Origin of the sequence: Paenibacillus rigui (assembly GCF_002234615.1) — a bacterium.
GTDB classification, from domain to species: domain Bacteria; phylum Bacillota; class Bacilli; order Paenibacillales; family NBRC-103111; genus Paenibacillus_S; species Paenibacillus_S rigui.
In genome coordinates this window covers 110,165-126,910 of sequence record NZ_NMQW01000027.1, presented here as the reverse complement: position 1 = coordinate 126,910, position 16,746 = coordinate 110,165, and the positions used below count along the sequence as shown (strand labels likewise).

19 protein-coding genes are annotated in these 16,746 nt (G+C 46.1%); all 19 read right to left on the bottom strand.

Going from position 1 to position 16,746, the window contains the following annotated elements; genetic code table 11:
• Nucleotides 1-18: 18 nt before the first annotated feature.
• Complete coding sequence (gene proS, locus CF651_RS19580) at nucleotides 19-1,467, bottom strand: proline--tRNA ligase (RefSeq protein WP_094016561.1); 1,449 nt, start codon at nucleotides 1,465-1,467, stop codon at nucleotides 19-21.
• Between the two features lie 50 nt (nucleotides 1,468-1,517).
• On the bottom strand, nucleotides 1,518-2,771 hold the full coding sequence (gene rseP / locus CF651_RS19575) for an RIP metalloprotease RseP (RefSeq protein WP_094016560.1): 1,254 nt from the start codon (nucleotides 2,769-2,771) through the stop codon (nucleotides 1,518-1,520).
• A gap of 171 nt (nucleotides 2,772-2,942) precedes the next feature.
• Nucleotides 2,943-4,085 (bottom strand): 1-deoxy-D-xylulose-5-phosphate reductoisomerase, encoded by a 1,143-nt coding sequence (locus CF651_RS19570; RefSeq protein ID WP_094016559.1) that lies wholly within the window; start codon nucleotides 4,083-4,085, stop codon nucleotides 2,943-2,945.
• Nucleotides 4,086-4,104: 19 nt separating this feature from the next.
• Nucleotides 4,105-4,905 carry a phosphatidate cytidylyltransferase gene (locus CF651_RS19565; protein WP_094016558.1) on the bottom strand — a complete coding sequence of 267 codons (801 nt, stop codon included), beginning with the start codon at nucleotides 4,903-4,905 and terminating at the stop codon, nucleotides 4,105-4,107.
• Nucleotides 4,906-4,929: 24 nt separating this feature from the next.
• Nucleotides 4,930-5,700 carry an undecaprenyl pyrophosphate synthase gene (locus CF651_RS19560; protein ID WP_094016557.1) on the bottom strand — a complete coding sequence of 257 codons (771 nt, stop codon included), beginning with the start codon at nucleotides 5,698-5,700 and terminating at the stop codon, nucleotides 4,930-4,932.
• A 58-nt stretch (nucleotides 5,701-5,758) separates the two neighbouring features.
• Nucleotides 5,759-6,313 (bottom strand): ribosome recycling factor, encoded by a 555-nt coding sequence (gene frr / locus CF651_RS19555; RefSeq protein WP_094016556.1) that lies wholly within the window; start codon nucleotides 6,311-6,313, stop codon nucleotides 5,759-5,761.
• Between the two features lie 3 nt (nucleotides 6,314-6,316).
• Nucleotides 6,317-7,042 (bottom strand): UMP kinase, encoded by a 726-nt coding sequence (gene pyrH, locus CF651_RS19550; RefSeq protein ID WP_094016555.1) that lies wholly within the window; start codon nucleotides 7,040-7,042, stop codon nucleotides 6,317-6,319.
• A 196-nt stretch (nucleotides 7,043-7,238) separates the two neighbouring features.
• Entirely contained in the window at nucleotides 7,239-7,889 is a 651-nt protein-coding gene (gene tsf / locus CF651_RS19545) for a translation elongation factor Ts (protein WP_094016554.1), read from the bottom strand.
• Nucleotides 7,890-7,985: 96 nt separating this feature from the next.
• On the bottom strand, nucleotides 7,986-8,684 hold the full coding sequence (rpsB, locus tag CF651_RS19540; protein WP_094016553.1) for a 30S ribosomal protein S2: 699 nt from the start codon (nucleotides 8,682-8,684) through the stop codon (nucleotides 7,986-7,988).
• Nucleotides 8,685-8,890: 206 nt separating this feature from the next.
• Nucleotides 8,891-9,397, bottom strand: a complete 507-nt coding sequence (locus CF651_RS19535; protein WP_094016552.1) for a hypothetical protein — start codon at nucleotides 9,395-9,397, stop codon at nucleotides 8,891-8,893.
• A complete protein-coding gene (locus CF651_RS19530) occupies nucleotides 9,387-9,974 on the bottom strand; it encodes a DUF6115 domain-containing protein (RefSeq protein ID WP_094016551.1) in 588 nt (195 codons plus the stop codon). Before CF651_RS19530 ends, CF651_RS19535 begins: the two co-directional genes overlap by 11 nt.
• A gap of 44 nt (nucleotides 9,975-10,018) precedes the next feature.
• Complete coding sequence (locus CF651_RS19525) at nucleotides 10,019-10,348, bottom strand: hypothetical protein (protein WP_094016550.1); 330 nt, start codon at nucleotides 10,346-10,348, stop codon at nucleotides 10,019-10,021.
• A 25-nt stretch (nucleotides 10,349-10,373) separates the two neighbouring features.
• Entirely contained in the window at nucleotides 10,374-11,780 is a 1,407-nt protein-coding gene (locus CF651_RS19520; RefSeq protein WP_094016549.1) for a flagellar assembly protein A, read from the bottom strand.
• A 21-nt stretch (nucleotides 11,781-11,801) separates the two neighbouring features.
• Nucleotides 11,802-12,587: a FliA/WhiG family RNA polymerase sigma factor gene (locus CF651_RS19515; RefSeq protein ID WP_094016548.1), complete on the bottom strand. Its 786-nt coding sequence runs from the start codon at nucleotides 12,585-12,587 to the stop codon at nucleotides 11,802-11,804.
• An 18-nt stretch (nucleotides 12,588-12,605) separates the two neighbouring features.
• The gene (locus tag CF651_RS19510) at nucleotides 12,606-13,031 is read right to left on the bottom strand and encodes a hypothetical protein (RefSeq protein ID WP_094016547.1); all 426 of its coding nucleotides are present in this window, start codon (nucleotides 13,029-13,031) and stop codon (nucleotides 12,606-12,608) included.
• 3 nt (nucleotides 13,032-13,034) lie between these two features.
• Nucleotides 13,035-13,529: a chemotaxis protein CheD gene (locus tag CF651_RS19505; protein WP_094016546.1), complete on the bottom strand. Its 495-nt coding sequence runs from the start codon at nucleotides 13,527-13,529 to the stop codon at nucleotides 13,035-13,037.
• On the bottom strand, nucleotides 13,526-14,146 hold the full coding sequence (locus CF651_RS19500) for a chemotaxis protein CheC (protein ID WP_094016545.1): 621 nt from the start codon (nucleotides 14,144-14,146) through the stop codon (nucleotides 13,526-13,528). Before CF651_RS19500 ends, CF651_RS19505 begins: the two co-directional genes overlap by 4 nt.
• Nucleotides 14,147-14,150: 4 nt before the next feature.
• Nucleotides 14,151-14,612: a chemotaxis protein CheW gene (locus tag CF651_RS19495; protein ID WP_094016544.1), complete on the bottom strand. Its 462-nt coding sequence runs from the start codon at nucleotides 14,610-14,612 to the stop codon at nucleotides 14,151-14,153.
• 29 nt (nucleotides 14,613-14,641) lie between these two features.
• Complete coding sequence (locus CF651_RS19490) at nucleotides 14,642-16,696, bottom strand: chemotaxis protein CheA (protein WP_094016543.1); 2,055 nt, start codon at nucleotides 16,694-16,696, stop codon at nucleotides 14,642-14,644.
• Between the last annotated feature and the right edge of the window lie 50 nt (nucleotides 16,697-16,746).

The following is a 16,746-nucleotide window of genomic DNA, read 5'->3' as shown; positions in this document are numbered from 1 at the left end:
CTTGTTAACCATCTGGAATTAATAAGCTCTGCCGAACACGACCGTATGCTTGGCCGATTCGCCGCATACAAGGCATGTTTTTTTATGTTCACTTGGTTCAAAAGGAATGTTACGGCTTGTTGCACCTGTCTCATCCTTCACCTGAGCTTCACAAGCATCGGAGCCGCACCAGCCTGCAAGAGCAAAGCCGCGTTGCTGCTCCAAAAACGCCTTGAACTCGTCCAAGCTGTCAACCGAAGTGAAATTGTCGTCGCGGAACTGCTTAGCTCTATCATACATTTGTTGATGAATTTCCGCCAGCATGTTTTGCACTTCTTCGACAAAGTTTTCCTGCTTCACGATTTTCTTCTCACCGGAAATACGTGAAACGAGTACAACTTGTCCATTCTCCATATCGCGAGGCCCCAGCTCTACACGAATCGGTACGCCGCGCATTTCATATTCATTGAATTTCCAGCCAGGGCTTTGATCCGGTCGGTCATCCACCTTCACCCGAACTCCCGCTTGCTTCAATTGAGCGAACAATTCGTCTACACGCCCTACGACCTGCTCTCTTGTCTTGGGAGGCCCGATTGGAATCATGATAACCTGTGTAGGGGCAACTTTCGGCGGCAAAGCCAGGCCTCTGTCGTCTCCATGAACCATGATTAACGCACCGATCAAACGGGTGCTTACTCCCCATGACGTCGTATGACAAAACTGATGCTGGTTTTCACGGTCTAAGTATTTGATGTCAAAAGCAACGGCAAAATTGGTGCCTAAATAATGGGATGTGCCTGCTTGTACTGCTTTGCCATCTTTCATCATCGCTTCGATGGAGTACGTATCCACTGCACCCGCAAATTTCTCTGAAGGTGTTTTTTGACCGACAATAACAGGGATTGCTAAGAAATTTTCTGCAAAATCACGGTAGGTTTCAAGCATCTGCATCGTTTCGCGGCGAGCATCCGCCTCATCCTCATGAGCAGTATGGCCTTCCTGCCATAAAAACTCGCTCGTCCGTAAAAAAGGTTGAGTACGCTTCTCCCAACGAACAACGTTCGCCCATTGATTGATCAGCAAAGGCAAATCACGATACGAATTGATCCATTCCGCATACATGTGTCCAATCATCGTCTCCGAAGTAGGACGAATTGCCAGTCTTTCCTCCAGCTTTTCTCCGCCCGCTTCCGTGACCCAAGGCAGCTCGGGATTGAATCCCTCTACATGCTCCTTTTCCTTATTGAAAAAGCTTTCCGGAATAAAGATCGGGAAATACGCGTTGCGGTGCCCTGTTTCTTTAAACCGGGCATCCAGCTCGCGCTGAATATTTTCCCAAATTTCATAGCTGTCCGGCTTGAATACGATACAACCCCGAACCGGGGAGTAGCTCATCAAATCCGCTTTTTTAATAACGTCAATATACCATCTGGAGAAATCCTCGCTCTGTGGCGTAATCTCCTTCACAAATTGCTTTTCTTTCGACATGATTGGTGTAATCCCCCTAAACGTACGGCTTGCACTTGAAGTGCCGAGCGCTACCCTTTAATTAATCGTAAAATATCATTATATGTTACAGCAATCATCAAAAGCATCAGCATTGCAAAACCAACGAAATGAACGATGCTCTCCCGATTCGGATCCACTGGCTTGCCGCGGAGTGCTTCAAACCCGAGGAACACAAGCCTGCTGCCATCCAAGGCCGGGAAAGGAAGCAGGTTAAACAGCCCTAGGTACAAGCTCATTAGACCCGCCCAGAATGTATATTGAGCAATCCCCGCGCTTGCTTGTTCGCTAGTGAACTCTACAATGCGGACCGGACCACCCAAGTCATCCATCTTGAACTGTAAGGTCACCAGCTTACCGAAGCTGTCAAGGATCGACATGGTGGCCGAGGTGAGGCTGCTCCAGCCGTTGCTGAATGCATCACCAACCGTTGCTTTCCTCGTCTCCGCCATTAATGTAACCCCAACAAGGCCTCCGCCTTTATCCTCGGGTGTTACCTCTTTACGAATCTGTTCTTTATTCCGTTCGATGATCCAGATCATCGGTTTATTCACAGACTGTTTAATTAACGACGTTAATTTATTGCGATCCGCACCGATCGGCTCATTGTTCACATTTAAAATGATATCGTTAGCGAGCAATCCCGCTTTTTCCGCAGGCGACCCCGCCACTGTGCTTTGAATCTTCACTTTATCCGGCACACCGGCCATAAAAACGACCGTAACAAAAAGAACAAAAGCCAGAATAAAGTTCATCATCGGCCCTGCAAAGATGGACAACGCACGTTGACCGACCGTTTTGCTGCCGAATTGGCGATCCCAAGGGGCAATTTGAGTTTCCTTATCCTTACTGACCATCATGGCTTGAGGATGAACCGCATACTGCTTCATTTCCCCGTCCAAGTCAAGCTTGATGAACAAACGGCGCTCCAGATCAATCTCTTCCACAACGCCTTCCACCGCATTCGAGCGCTGGTCAAAATCGTTCAAATAAATATGAGTTACTTCATTATTATTCAATGCCAAGGCAATTCGCTGTCCGGGATTAATCTGCACAATCTCAGGGTCCTCCCCAGCCATACGGACGAATCCACCGATCGGCAAAAGACGCAGCGTATAACGGGTCTCCCCTTTTTTGAAAGAGAGAAGCTTCGGTCCGAAGCCGATCGCGAATTCACGAACGAGAATCCCCGCACGTTTGGCAAAGTAAAAGTGACCCCATTCATGTATCGTCACCAAGACAAAAAACAAGAGTATAATTTGAAATGCATTCTGCAATGTAGCCAATTTGCAACGTCCTCCCTTGAGCAATCGATTCCTCTAGACTTGTTCTAAGCTTACGGCTCTGCTTTCTTGGTAATAAGATTAACATTATTTACGATACGAATACAAGCTGAGCCATGATATGAACATATTACCTTGTCCTTCAAATCATGCTAAGGAAAAACAAGAAAACGGTTAAATACTTTTACGAGCCGCTTCCCTGGCCCAATGGTCCGCTTCAATAATTTGTTCCAAGGTTGGAGAAGCGGCGATTTCATGTTGATCCAGCACTTTCGCAATAATGTCTTCAATCTGAAGAAAGCGAATCTCATCTTTTAGAAACATATCGACGGCAGCTTCGTTCGCCGCATTGAAAACAGTTGTTGCCGTTCCCCCGGCTCTGCCGCTGTCAAACGCCATTTTCAAGCAAGGATATCTGTCGTAATCCATTTCACGGAAATGTAGTTTACCCACTTGAGCCAAATTCAACGGTTGACTAGGAGAAGGCAGACGATCAGGATAGGTCAATGCATATTGAATCGGCACTCGCATGTCCGGGTTTCCCATCTGCGCCATGATACTGTAATCCGCAAACTCTACAAAAGAGTGTATAATACTTTCTGGATGAATCAGCACTTCAATCTTGGAATATGGCTGTCCGAATAACCAAAAGGCCTCTATGACTTCCAGCCCCTTGTTCACCATGGTTGCCGAATCAATCGTAATTTTAGCACCCATAGACCAATTCGGATGCTGCAGAGCTTCCTGAACAGTCACATTCTGCAACTCATCGCGGGTCCTGTCGCGGAACGAACCGCCCGAGGCAGTCAAAGTGATTTTGTTGATCGCCTTTACCGACTCCCCATTCAAGCATTGGAAAATAGCCGAATGTTCACTGTCAATAGGGAGCATACGAACGCCGTGACGCTCGATCCGTTCCGTAACTAAATGGCCCGCCGTTACCAAGGTTTCTTTATTCGCCAGACCAATGTCTTTCCCGGCTTCAATGGCTGCCAAGGTCGGACGTAAGCCCTGACTGCCGACGAGAGCGGTTACTACAAAATCTGCATCGGTCTGGGACGCTGTTTCCAGAAGCCCTTCCTCACCATAATATACTTTGGTCCCATTCGGAACATTGGAACTCAGCTGCTCCGCCAATGCTTTCGTTGCAACGGAAACCTTCTTGGGCCGGAAACGGTTCACCTGTTCTGCCAAGAGTGTCATATTGTAGCCGCCGGCTAGAGCCTCTATCTGATACAGCTCCGGATGGTGGGCTATCACATCCAATGTTTGAGTACCTATCGAGCCCGTAGATCCAAGTATGGCAATGCGTTTCATGCTTCACCTCAACCGATAATTATGCGTGTGGAATTAAAGATAACAGATGGACCATGGGAAATACGATCAACCAGCTATCGACACGGTCCAATACGCCTCCATGCCCCGGAAGGATCGTTCCGGTGTCCTTAATTCCCTTTACTCGTTTATATGCAGATTGCATCAGATCCCCTAACTGCCCTACAATAGCTATCAGCACACCTAAAAGGATAGCTTGGTTCCAGGAAAGCAAATCAGGCCGTGCAAAGGAGAATACGCATGCCACAATGACTGAAATCACAATCCCGCCAATAGCACCCTCGATCGACTTCTTAGGGCTAATCGTTGGCCAAAGCGGATGCTTGCCAAAGGCAGAGCCTGTAAAATAGGCTCCTGAATCCGTTGCCCAAATGCAAAAAAAGACGAGCACCGTCCAGAAAAGCCCCCCATTTTCAATCATGCGGGTTTCGATCATATAATGGAAACCTACACCTACGTATACAATTCCGATAAATACCATGGCTACTTCATCAATGGTCACTTTATTTTTAGAAATAACCGTTATACATAGAAATATGAAAAGAAATAACCATGTAATATGGTCCATTGCAAATAGTGAATATGTACTTGAAGGGGACCAGGGAAAGGCAAGACACGCTGTTCCCAGGTAGGCAATTAGCGTAGTCAGCTTAAACTTCTTTAACCCGTTCATCCGCAAAAATTCATCTATCCCAATGAGGGAAAGCAGAAGAATTAATGTTGTGAACCAATACGCACCAAAATAAAGTAATAGAAAGAAAGCGGCGCCCGCTATAACCCCAGTTATTATCCGCTGCTTCAAAATTGATTCCTCCAGTTGCTGCCGTTATAATCCGCCGTATCTCCGGGCCCGACGTTGGTATTCCTGTATCGCCTCGTAAAAATGCTGCTCGCTGAATTCAGGCCAACATAAATCCGTAAACCAAAGCTCCGAGTAAGCCAACTGCCACATCATAAAATTACTGATTCTCAACTCACCGCTGGTGCGAATCAATAAATCGGGATCTGGCAGCGGATGTGTCAGCAAATAAGAAGAAAATAAAGATTCGTCCACTTGATTCTCATCTATTTTCCCTGTCCTCATATCCTGAGCAAGCCGTTTGACGCCGGACAGCATTTCTTTGCGACTTCCGTAATTTAAAGCAAAATTTAATATAAGACCTGTATTATTGCGGGTCTGGTCAATCGCATCTTGAATTGCCTTCAAGGTATAGTCCGGCAGCCCCTCCTGCCATCCCGTCATGCGGATTTGCACATTGTTCGCGATAAGCTCCTCGATTTCTTTGGGGAAAAATTCGAGCGGAAGCTTCATCAGGTATTCGACTTCTTCTTTGGGACGTTTCCAATTTTCTGTCGAAAAAGCATATAGGGTAAGCACTTTGACACCGATAGCATCCGCTGCCATTGTAATTTTTTTTACATTTTTCATACCGGAATGGTGTCCGGCTACGCGTGGCAGCCCACGCTTTTGAGCCCATCGGCCGTTACCGTCCATGATGACCGCAACATGGTTCGGAATGTTATCCGCAGCAAGTTTTGCAATCAGTTCGTCATTTTGCTGTTTGCCGCCACCAAACCATTTTTTGAAAGGTATCATTTCTTTTGCCTCCAGTAAGGAAAGACTAAAAGCCCCCTCAAGAGGGGGTCTTCTACGGTTATACTTCCATGATTTCTTTCTCTTTAGCCGCCAATACCTTCTCTACTTCACTAATGAATTTATCAGTGAATTTCTGGATATCTTCCTGGTGACCACGGGATTCATCTTCCGAAATACCGTTTTTCTCCAGCTTTTTAATGTCATCGTTTGCGTCACGACGAACGTTACGAATCGCAACTTTTGCCTCTTCACCATATTTCTTGGTCATTTTAACCAATTCGGCTCTGCGTTCCTCTGTTAGTGCAGGGATAACAATGCGGATCATCGAACCATCATTAGAAGGCGTGAGCCCCAGGTCGGATTTCATGATCGCCTTTTCAATAGCAGAAACCGAGCTTTTATCCCATGGTTGAATCATTAATGTCCGGGAATCCGGAATATTGATATTTGCAAGCTGATTTACAGGCGTCATAGCGCCGTAATATTCCACTTGAATTCGGTCTAACAAAGCAGGTGTCGCTCTGCCTGCGCGAAGGCTTGCCAATTCTCTTTTCAAAGCACCGATAGCCTTGTCCATACGCTCTTCTGCATTTTTCTTAATTGACTGTGGCATTCATCAAACACTCCCTTTTACAATCGTACCAATTTTCTCTCCGAGCACAACACGCTTGATGTTGCCGCTCTCGGTAATGGAAAACACGATCAACGGAATATTGTTGTCCATACAAAGCGAAGACGCTGTAGAATCCATAACACCCAAGTTTTTATTAAGCACTTCCATATAAGTCAAGGTCTCGAATTTCTCGGCAGAGGCATCTTTAAACGGATCGGCGGAGTATACGCCGTCCACTTTATTTTTCGCCATCAAAATGACTTCCGCTTCGATTTCAGCCGCTCTTAATGCTGCTGTTGTATCCGTAGAGAAATATGGATTGCCCGTACCTGCCGCAAAAATAACGACGCGTCCCTTCTCCAAATGGCGAATCGCTCTGCGACGTATATATGGCTCCGCTACCTGCTGCATCGTAATCGATGTTTGTACCCGGGTAGGCACATCGATATTCTCCAGCGCATCCTGCAGCGCCAAGGAGTTCATTACCGTAGCCAGCATACCCATGTAGTCCGCTGTAGCCCGGTCGATTCCTTTGGCACTACCCGCGATTCCTCTCCAGATGTTTCCGCCGCCAACAACTACGGCAACCTCAACGTTCAAATCAACAACCTCTTTAACCTGTTGAGCGATCGAGGAGATCATATCCGAATCGATTCCGTATCCTTGCTGTCCTGCTAAAGCTTCTCCGCTCAATTTCAATATGACCCGTTTAAAGATAGGACGTTCCAAACTGAATACCCCCGTTCCAAAAGCAGCTATGTTTGATATTGCATCTATTCCTTAAAAAAGAAGGAACACAAAGTGTTCCCACGTTTTTATTTCCGTATGTTGGAGGGTAAAGAGAAAGTCAATACTCGCTTCCTCTTCACCCTTATTATTTATGAACCAAAACCGTTCTTACAGTAAGGCACTGTAGTCCGGTTACTTATTTTTTCACTTGCGCCATAACTTCTTCAGCGAAGTTTTCTTGTTTTTTCTCAAGACCTTCACCCAATTCAAAGCGAGCGAAACGACGGATTGTGATATTCTCGCCAATTGTAGCCACTTTCTCGTTAACCAATTGACTGATTGTTTTGTCTGGATCTTTAACGAAAGGCTGCTCCATCAAGCAGTATTCTTCGTAGTATTTGCCCAAACGGCCTTCAACCATTTTTTGAACGATGTTAGCCGGTTTACCTTCATTCAAAGCTTGAGCTGTCAAAATTTCACGCTCTTTGTCAAGAGCTTCTTGCGGTACTTCTTCACGACGAACGTACAGCGGGCTTGCCGCTGCGATTTGCATTGCAACGTCTCTTACAAATTCACGGAATTGGTCTGTTTTACCAACAAAGTCCGTTTCACAGTTCACTTCTACCAATACGCCAATACGGCCGCCAGCGTGAATGTAAGACTCAACCACGCCTTCCGTAGCGATACGTCCAGCTTTGTTAGCTGCCGCGGACAAACCTTTTTCGCGAAGGATGTCAGCCGCTTTGGTCAAATCACCATTTGCTTCTTCCAAAGCTTTCTTACAATCGAGCATACCTGCTCCTGTTCTTTCACGCAATTCTTTTACCGATGCTGCATTAACTGCCATCTGTTTCGGCCTCCCTTATAATTTAGAATATGTAGCCCTAAAAAAAGGGCGGTGAAAGGATTTTGCACCTTTGAACCACCCTTTCCTATTCAGCAATTAAGCTGTTGTTTGTTCACCTTGATGTGCTTCGATAACTGCGTCAGCAATTTTAGCTGTCAACAATTTCACGGCACGGATTGCATCATCGTTACCTGGAATTACATAATCGATTTCATCCGGGTCACAGTTAGTATCTACGATACCAACAATTGGGATACCCAATTTGCGAGCTTCTGCAACAGCAATACGCTCTTTACGAGGATCGATAACGAACAAAGCGCTCGGAAGACCCTTCATATTCTTAATACCGCCCAGGAATTTCTCCAAGCGATCTTTTTCTTTGCGAAGAATAATAACTTCTTTCTTAGGAAGAACTTCGAAAGTACCGTCTTCTTCCCATCTTTCCAATTGCTTCAAGCGATCGATACGCTTTTGGATTGTTTGGAAGTTAGTCAAAGTACCACCCAACCAGCGTTGGTTGATGTAGTACATACCGCAACGCTCAGCTTCTTCCGCAACGGAATCTTGAGCTTGCTTCTTAGTACCTACGAACAAAATCGTACCATTCTCGTCGGCAACCGACTTAACGAAATTGTAAGCTTCCTCAACCTTTTTGACCGTTTTTTGCAGGTCGATAATGTAAATGCCGTTTCTTTCAGTGAAGATGTAACGATCCATTTTCGGATTCCAACGACGGGTTTGATGACCGAAGTGTACCCCAGCTTCCAAAAGCTGCTTCATGGAGATTACTGCCATCTTCACACACCTCCTCTAAATTGGTTATTTTGTGGGTCTCCTCCGCTAGTCGCATCTTCGACATAAAACTTCCGTTCGGAAGCACCATTATGCGAATTGATTAGCGTGCGTTTTAACACCGTCAATTAATATACCACAACTGAAAAGTGTATGCAACATTTTCCCTGAAAAGAACAAAAGCCGGAACCCTGGCTTGGTCCGACTTTTTATTGGGAAGTAATATTGATAAGAACCTGATTCAAATCCAGTGTTCCTTTGAACACGTGAACCCCTGCCACAATCTTATCATTCAACTGCTTGGCAGCCATTGCATCCTCAAACATTTTACGGTCCGAAATCACACCGCTTTGCTGCAGTAAATCAGCTACATTGCCTGCTGTCAGCCCTTTGGATATAAAAATATACGTTTCCTTGCTGGCGGTCTGAGCAGGTGGCGAAGCCGGACTCGGCTGCTTCTCCTTTTCCTCCTTCAGCTTTTGCTGGAGCGTTGCATCTAATTGCGCCTGTGTATAAAGCTTCTGATCCTTCTCATACACCTGATAATAAGCGGAGGCGGCTTCTTTAAGCTGCTGACGGCTCATTTCCTCAGGCTTAGGGCCGTCTTGTACGGAGGAGGACCGCGGCGTTAACGAGCTGTTCATGAGCTGCAGAAGCAGCGCCCCGGCTATCAAGCCACAGCCCAGACCATACAGCAATGACTTTTTATTGAGCATGCAGCTTCTCCTCCTGCTTGGCCAGTTGTATAATGAGGTTCACTTCGCCCTTGGTCATATTTAATTTCTTGGCTATCGATTCGGTTGACTTGCCCTGCTCGTATAAGGCAAAAAGCTCGGTGTATCTCCCTTTCATACTTACGGAGGAGGGTTCCGGCTGCTGCTCCTCGAGAGAAGCTTCATTCGTGTCAATAGCGTTTTGTAAATTCGTGCCATTCACAAATTGCGGGGCACTAGTAAGATCCGTCTGACGCAAACTCTTCTGTTCGAGTTCCTCATAGGCCACGTTCAGTTTCATGTATTCCTGTTGAAGCGTTCCTTGCTCTGCCTCGAGCTTTTCCACTCTTGCGTCCAGCTTGGAGGCCTGCAATTCATAATCTTGTTTCATCCCGGCTAACTGTTGCAGAAGCACGCGATTTTGTTCTTCAAGCTCCGAAGCGAAATGATCCATCGTTTGTTCAATTTCATGTATGGAAGGACTTTGCTGCCCTTTTTCTGCACTTGATTTAGGCATAATTTTGGCATACACGATGAACACAAGTCCGAACAAAACGATGTATACCCATGGCTGATCCAATCCATTCACCTTATTTCTATTGGTTGTTTTACAAACGTGTGCTGCTACAAGGTTAAATCAATATGCTTGCCTTTAAATGGATGCTCACGACGGTCTACAGGCTGAGGGCGGTTCGGATCAGAACTGGCAGAAGCTTGCTGCTTTTTCTTTTTCTTCTCTTTGGATGATGAATCCTTGGCCCCCTCGCGTATGAGGGCATGATTCGTTTGTTCCGTTTTAGAAAGCGATTGACGCTGTCTCTCCGCCTGTTTAAGGGCAGCTTCCGCCAATTGTGTCTGATCCTCTACAGGTTTATGATTCAGTTGGTTCTGCTTTAAGCCCGCTTCATCATTTTTGTGTAATGCAAATTGCAGTTCAACCGGTTTCATGCTCATAGTAAGTCCCCCCAGCAGTAGATCGTTATACGATCGGCAGCATTGCAATGTCTCCGTCAGCGAATTGGAACTTCACATGGGAAACAGGATCCTTTATAAATTTGGTATAACGTCCGATCACAATTTTGGCTCCACTATATATAGTAGAGACAACCTCGACCTTGGCTTTCTCGGAATCCTCGAGCGATTTCTCGATCTCCAAAATTCTTTCCTTCATCGCCGTTTGTTCTTCGATCGTTTGTTTCTTCGTATGGTTCAATTTTACCCGCATACCGACTTTGTCGGGAGTCAATTTACCAGCTGCAGCCATTTGATCTAATAGGATTAATGCTTTTTCCGTCTTATCCATGCCGTCTCGAGAGGCCTTTAGCTGAATTCGAAGCTGAGTAAGTTCATTGCGAAGCTCGGGAATAACGCCGACCTCTATGACGGTGGCTGTGGACATGGAGTTTCCTATCGTTCGCGCCGCAACATACTCTCCTGATTGGATGGTTCCTCCAACAATTAATCCTTTTGTACCTTTACATATGACGCTTTTGACCGCGCGTATGTTCGAATGCATTATACTTTGGCTAACAAGCACCTCATCCGCAATGACAGTCGCATCTTGAATAAAGGAGCTTTTCACCCTGCTGCCGGCTTTAATCACACCTTTGTTGTGACCAAGAACACCGGCACTGATCTCAATTGAGCCTTCCGCATCCAGATCGGCTCCCTCCACACTCCCTGTTACGCGAATATCTCCGGAGCATTTGATCTTAAAGCCCGTCAATACGTTCCCCCTGATGACTACGGTTCCGACAAAATCAATATTCCCTACACTATAGTCAACGTCGCCATTGACTTCATAAACGGGGAACACATTAATTTTATCGCGGTCCGTCTTCGTTACCATACCGTCAATAGCGGCATAGAGACCCAGCTGCTCCGGGTCCGCCACCACATTTTTTCCTAGCTTCAGTCTGGCTTCTTTGCCTTCTTTGGCCGGGATCGCCTCTCCGGTTACCGCTCTGCCAGCTACACCTTCTGTAGCCGGCATCCGTTTTGCAATAAGCTGCCCTTTGCGGACATTACTAATCGAAGTAACTTCACGAAAATCGACCGTTCCATCCTCAAGCTCGGACGGCTTTTTAGCCTCAGCGCTTACATTTTGCATAAGCGTTATACGTCCATCTTGCCCGGGAACCGGGGGGGTTCCGAGCGCTATCAACGTTTGTGCTAAAAAATAAGCCTCTGGTGACTTTACAATTTCTTCAAGCTTTCCCCGGTCCACGCCGTGGACAACATGATATGATTCCAGCACTTGCTCTAGTTGTGTAAGGGTGAATGTTAAGCCATCTTCACTATTTTTGAATTGTAAGTAAGCGCTCAGCTTATCTTCCGATAAAGTGATTTCAATAAAATAGCTTAAAGGCATGGTCTGACTGCTCATTATGCCCCCCACTTTCTAAAATTAGGATTCTTCGAACAGCTGCGATTTGTGCCGGCTAAGCGATCCGCGCAGTCGTAAAATCGCCTTGGAGTGCAATTGTGAAATACGTGAAGGCGAGAGTGCCATAACTTCTGCAATCTCACTGAGCGATAGCTCTTCAAAATAAAACAAAGAAACGACGGTCCTTTCCTTTTCCGTCAGCCTTTCAATTGCTTTGGCTAAGGTTTCTTTCAAATAAAACTCGTTTACTTTATATTCAGGATTCTTGGCCTTCTCATCTATTAATAAGGAAAGCCGAGTCTCAGAATCTTCTTCACGAATAGGGTCATCAATCGAACAAACTGTCGTGATGGCAATTTCTTGAACCATTTGTTGAAATTCGGACTCACTCACTTGAAGGTAAGCGCTGATTTCGGTATCGGTAACGGAGCGTAAATACTGCTGCTCCAGCTTTTGGTAAGCTTCTTCAATTTTTTTGGATTTCTCCCTGATGGATCGTGGAACCCAGTCTCCTTGACGCAATCCGTCAATGATAGCTCCCCGGATGCGCCAAGACGCATAGGTTTCAAATTGTAACCCACGTTGGTAATCAAATTTTTCAATGGCGTCGATCAGACCCATAATTCCGAAACTGGCCAAATCTTCTTTGGCCACATTTTTAGGTAATCCAATAGATAACCGGTTCGAGACATAGTCCACCAAAGGCAGATATGTCTCGATCAAAGACTGCTTCGCAGGGATGAGCCCCTCTTCTTTCCACTGCTTCCAAACATCCATATTGGATAAATGCGACTTTTGTTGAATCATGACCGGTTGTCACCACCCTTATTCTTCCGTCATGCGACGAACAGCTTGAGCCATCTCTCCTGGTTCCATGGAATTCCCTTTAGTCGATAATTTAGGAGGATTCAATGGCGAAAAGCCAGGATCCACAGCATTTGCATTAGGATCTAGCGAATCCTTGAGCATTTGATGCAAGGCCGCTTCTTCATCAGGAGTGGATAAATCCAGTGCCGTCCCTTTTTCCTTGTCTGCAGCTTCCTGTTGTTCGTCAGTTCCGGCTAATTTGTTGAACCCTGCCATCGTACCCAATACCCATCTGAACAAAAAAGTGAGCAAAAACAAAATAATAAAGCTATAAACGCTTCTAAGGATAGTAGTCATCCAAATGTTATGGGTGATAGAACTCATAAAAGTAATTACTAATGAGACCAGTCCAATAACGAAATTCCATCTAATTGTTCCCATCATAAGCTACAGTTCCTTCACTCCCTGCTGAACGCTTCGAATTAGAAGAACGCCGTTATCGCAATCAAATTCAATGGTTCTTCCATAACTGCCGCCTGTATCCTCAGCACGTAATGGAATTGAGTATTGGTCCAACATCTCTTTGCATGACTCTACATTTCTGGGACCGATTCGCATCGTATCCGAATTCCCCGCGAAGGCGAACATTTGTGCGCCTCCCGCCATTTTAGCTTCCATCCGGCTGATAACAGCTCCCAGCGCTTGCATCTTGCGCAGCAATTCGGGAATTGCCGTATCCGCATATTTAGCCAAATTCAAATTGCCTTCCCGGGCGATTTCCGATGTAGGGAGCATAACATGCGCCATCCCCGCAACCTTGGCTTTGGAATCATATAATGTAAGTCCTACGCATGATCCTAATCCTGTAGTCTTCAGCACTCCGGTCAAGTGAGTAACGTTCAGGTCTGCCATGCCTACTTTAATGTAATGGTCCTGAATCATGGGTTACCCACACCGAGTGCAACGAAAATTTTATCAAAGGATTCCGGATCCGGAATGAGGAAGAAGTGACCTTCGACCTCTTCCGTCCCATCCAGAAATTTCGTATCGATAAGCAGCGCATGATCTCCCATTTGACCGAATTGAAGGAGTCCATAGCTTAAAATGGCACCCGCCATATCCATGGCAAGTGAAGGTACGGTGGGCGACATATAAAGCTGTGTAAAATCCGCTAAGGAGGACAGGTACGAGCCTGCCAAAATATTGCCGATTTCGTTCAAAGCGGAAATCTCCATATCGGAGTAATGCTCGTCATCGACCACTTCGATGCCAACCATATTACGAAGCAGCTTTTTCGCCGATTCCAGCGTTAAAATAAAGAACAGATTCCCAGGGGTTTCACCCTCTACCCGCAGGAAAATGGCTATTACCACCTGCTCAGCCCCGCCGACGCTGTCTGCAATTTCTTCAAACCCCACCACTCTAACCTTGGGTACGAGCATGTCAACAGGTTTGTCCAACAGCTTGGATAAAGCCGTAGCCGCATGACCCGCACCGATATTGCCTACTTCCTTAAGTACATCCATTTGAAAATCGGCGAATTGATGAAAGGCATCCACGGGACTACTCCTCTAGACTTTCTAGTTGAATAATTTCACTTTTATTCAAAACCTCTTCCAAGTTCAGGAGGATAAGAAGCCGTTCCTCCGATATTTTGGCAATGCCGCGCAAATATTTGGCTTTGATGCCTCCAACGATTTCCGGCGGATCGTCGATGCAGTCGGTATCCACATCGATTACATCATTCGCGGAATCCACAATAAGACCCACTTCAATATCTTTTACTGCAACAATGATAATACGGGTGTTGTCCGTATATTCGCTTTCTGCAAAGCCGAAACGGCCGCGCAGATCAATAACCGGTGTAACGACTCCACGGAGATTAATGACACCTTTAACAAACTCAGGTGTTTTCGGAACCCTCGTCATTGGCTGCATGCGCTCAATCGTACGAACTCTTTCTACCTCAACGCCATATTCCTCGTGCGCCAAAGCAAATACGATAACCTTGATTTCTTCTCCCATATGTACGTGCCTCCTTTGAATTGTGGATCTTACTTAATCAGAGCGTTCGTATCGATTATTAAGGCGACTTGTCCATCACCCAAAATGGTAGCGCCGGACACGGCAAACAAATTCGTTAAGTATTTGCCCAATGTTTTTAATACGATTTCCTGCTGGCCAATAAACTCGTCAACGATGAGTGCAGCCAGCTTCTCGCCTTTACGTATCACGACAATCTGGGTCTCGCCGTCAGCAGCTTCAACCGTATTCGGTACATCAAACAATTGGCCTAAAGACACCAACGGGATGACACTGTTGCGGTAGCTGACCATCCGATTGCCATGTACCATGCGAATCTGATCCGATTTGATTGCAGATGTTTCCACGATAGAGGACAAAGGAATTGCATATTTTTCATTGCTCAAACGAATAAGCATTGCCGAAATGATAGAAAGCGTCAATGGCAGCTGTACTGAAAACTTGGAGCCTCTTCCCCATTTGGAGTCGACTTGAACCGTACCACCAAGACTTTCGATCTTCGTCTTAACCACATCAAGCCCTACGCCGCGACCCGAAATATCCGAAATCTTATCCGCCGTACTGAAGCCTGAGGCAAACAAGAGGAAATATACTTCTTCGTCGGTCATTTTGGCTGCCTGGTCCTGCGTGATAACCCCATTTTTTATCGCTATTTTCATGACCTTGTCACGGTTAATGCCTCGGCCATCATCTTCAATCTCGATAAATACATGGTTGCCGCTATGGTAAGCGCGAAGATTAATCGTACCCGTCTCGGATTTACCTGCTGCGATCCGGTCGCTTATCGGTTCGATCCCGTGGTCAACCGAGTTCCGAAGCAGATGCACTAACGGATCCCCGATCTCATCAATGACTGTACGATCCAGCTCTGTTTCGGCCCCTGTAATCACGAGATCGACTTTCTTATCCAGCGTCTTCGCAACGTCCCGGATCATCCGAGGGAATCGGTTAAATACCGTATCGATCGGAACCATCCGCAGCTTGAGGACGATGTTCTGCAAATCACTGCTGACCCGAGTCATGTGCTCAACCGTTTCCGTCAAGTCGCTACGCTTAACCTCACTCGCCAGCTGCTCCAAGCGTACTCTGTCAATAAGCAGCTCGCTAAACAAGTTCATTAGTGTATCGAGACGTTCAATATCGACACGAATCGTACGGTTCGAAACGGGTGCGTTGCCGGCAGCCGCCGGTTTCTTAGGCTCAGCTGCAGCCGGCCGGCCCGTATCTGAAGGCGATTCAGCGACAGCTGCTGCCGCCACTTCTTGCTGCGCTTGAATGATCGGGGGTTTCATCAGCTCATCCAATTTTGCCTGATCCAATAAAGTCACGATGGCTTTATCAATTTCAGAGACGCTGGAAACTTGCTTTTCCAGATTGTCTTTGTCCGTAGAGGATACGAAGAATACGGAGAAGGACTGATCGAACCGTTCCTGCTCAATATCTTCAACGGATGGAGTCGATTTAATCACTTCGCCAAGCTGCTCCAACACATTGAATACCATGTAAGCACGCGCTGCTTTAAGAACACAATCTTCACGGATGGATACATCAATCAGACAAACCATCATCCCTGCTTCAATCGATTGCTGAATGATAGATAATTGAAACTCATCCAGTAAAGCACCCTGGCTCGATGCTTGAACTGCCGCTGCAGTTTCGGCTGCGCCCGCTCCATTCTTCAAGTAATCGCCGCTGACAATAGACTTCAGCGCCGCTACAATGGCCGTAACGTCTAATTTCCCCGTACCACCTTGGATAATATCTTCAACCATTGCCTCTAAAGCGTCCAAGCTCTTAAAGATCCAGTCAAAAATAAAGGAATCCATCTTTAATTTATGATTCCTGACCAGATCCAGTACGTTTTCCATCTCGTGCGTCAACGAAGCCAAATCCTCAAACCCCATCGTTGCCGACATCCCTTTCAACGTATGGGCCGAACGGAAAATGTTATGTACAATGCTTACATCCTCTGGGCTACTTTCCAATGCTAACAAATTATCGTTCATTGCCTGCAGATGTTCTCTGGATTCATCAATAAACATCGATAAATATTGATTTAGTTCCACAACTACACACCCCCGTCATTGTCATTCAAGTCTATACTCCGTGCCGCCGG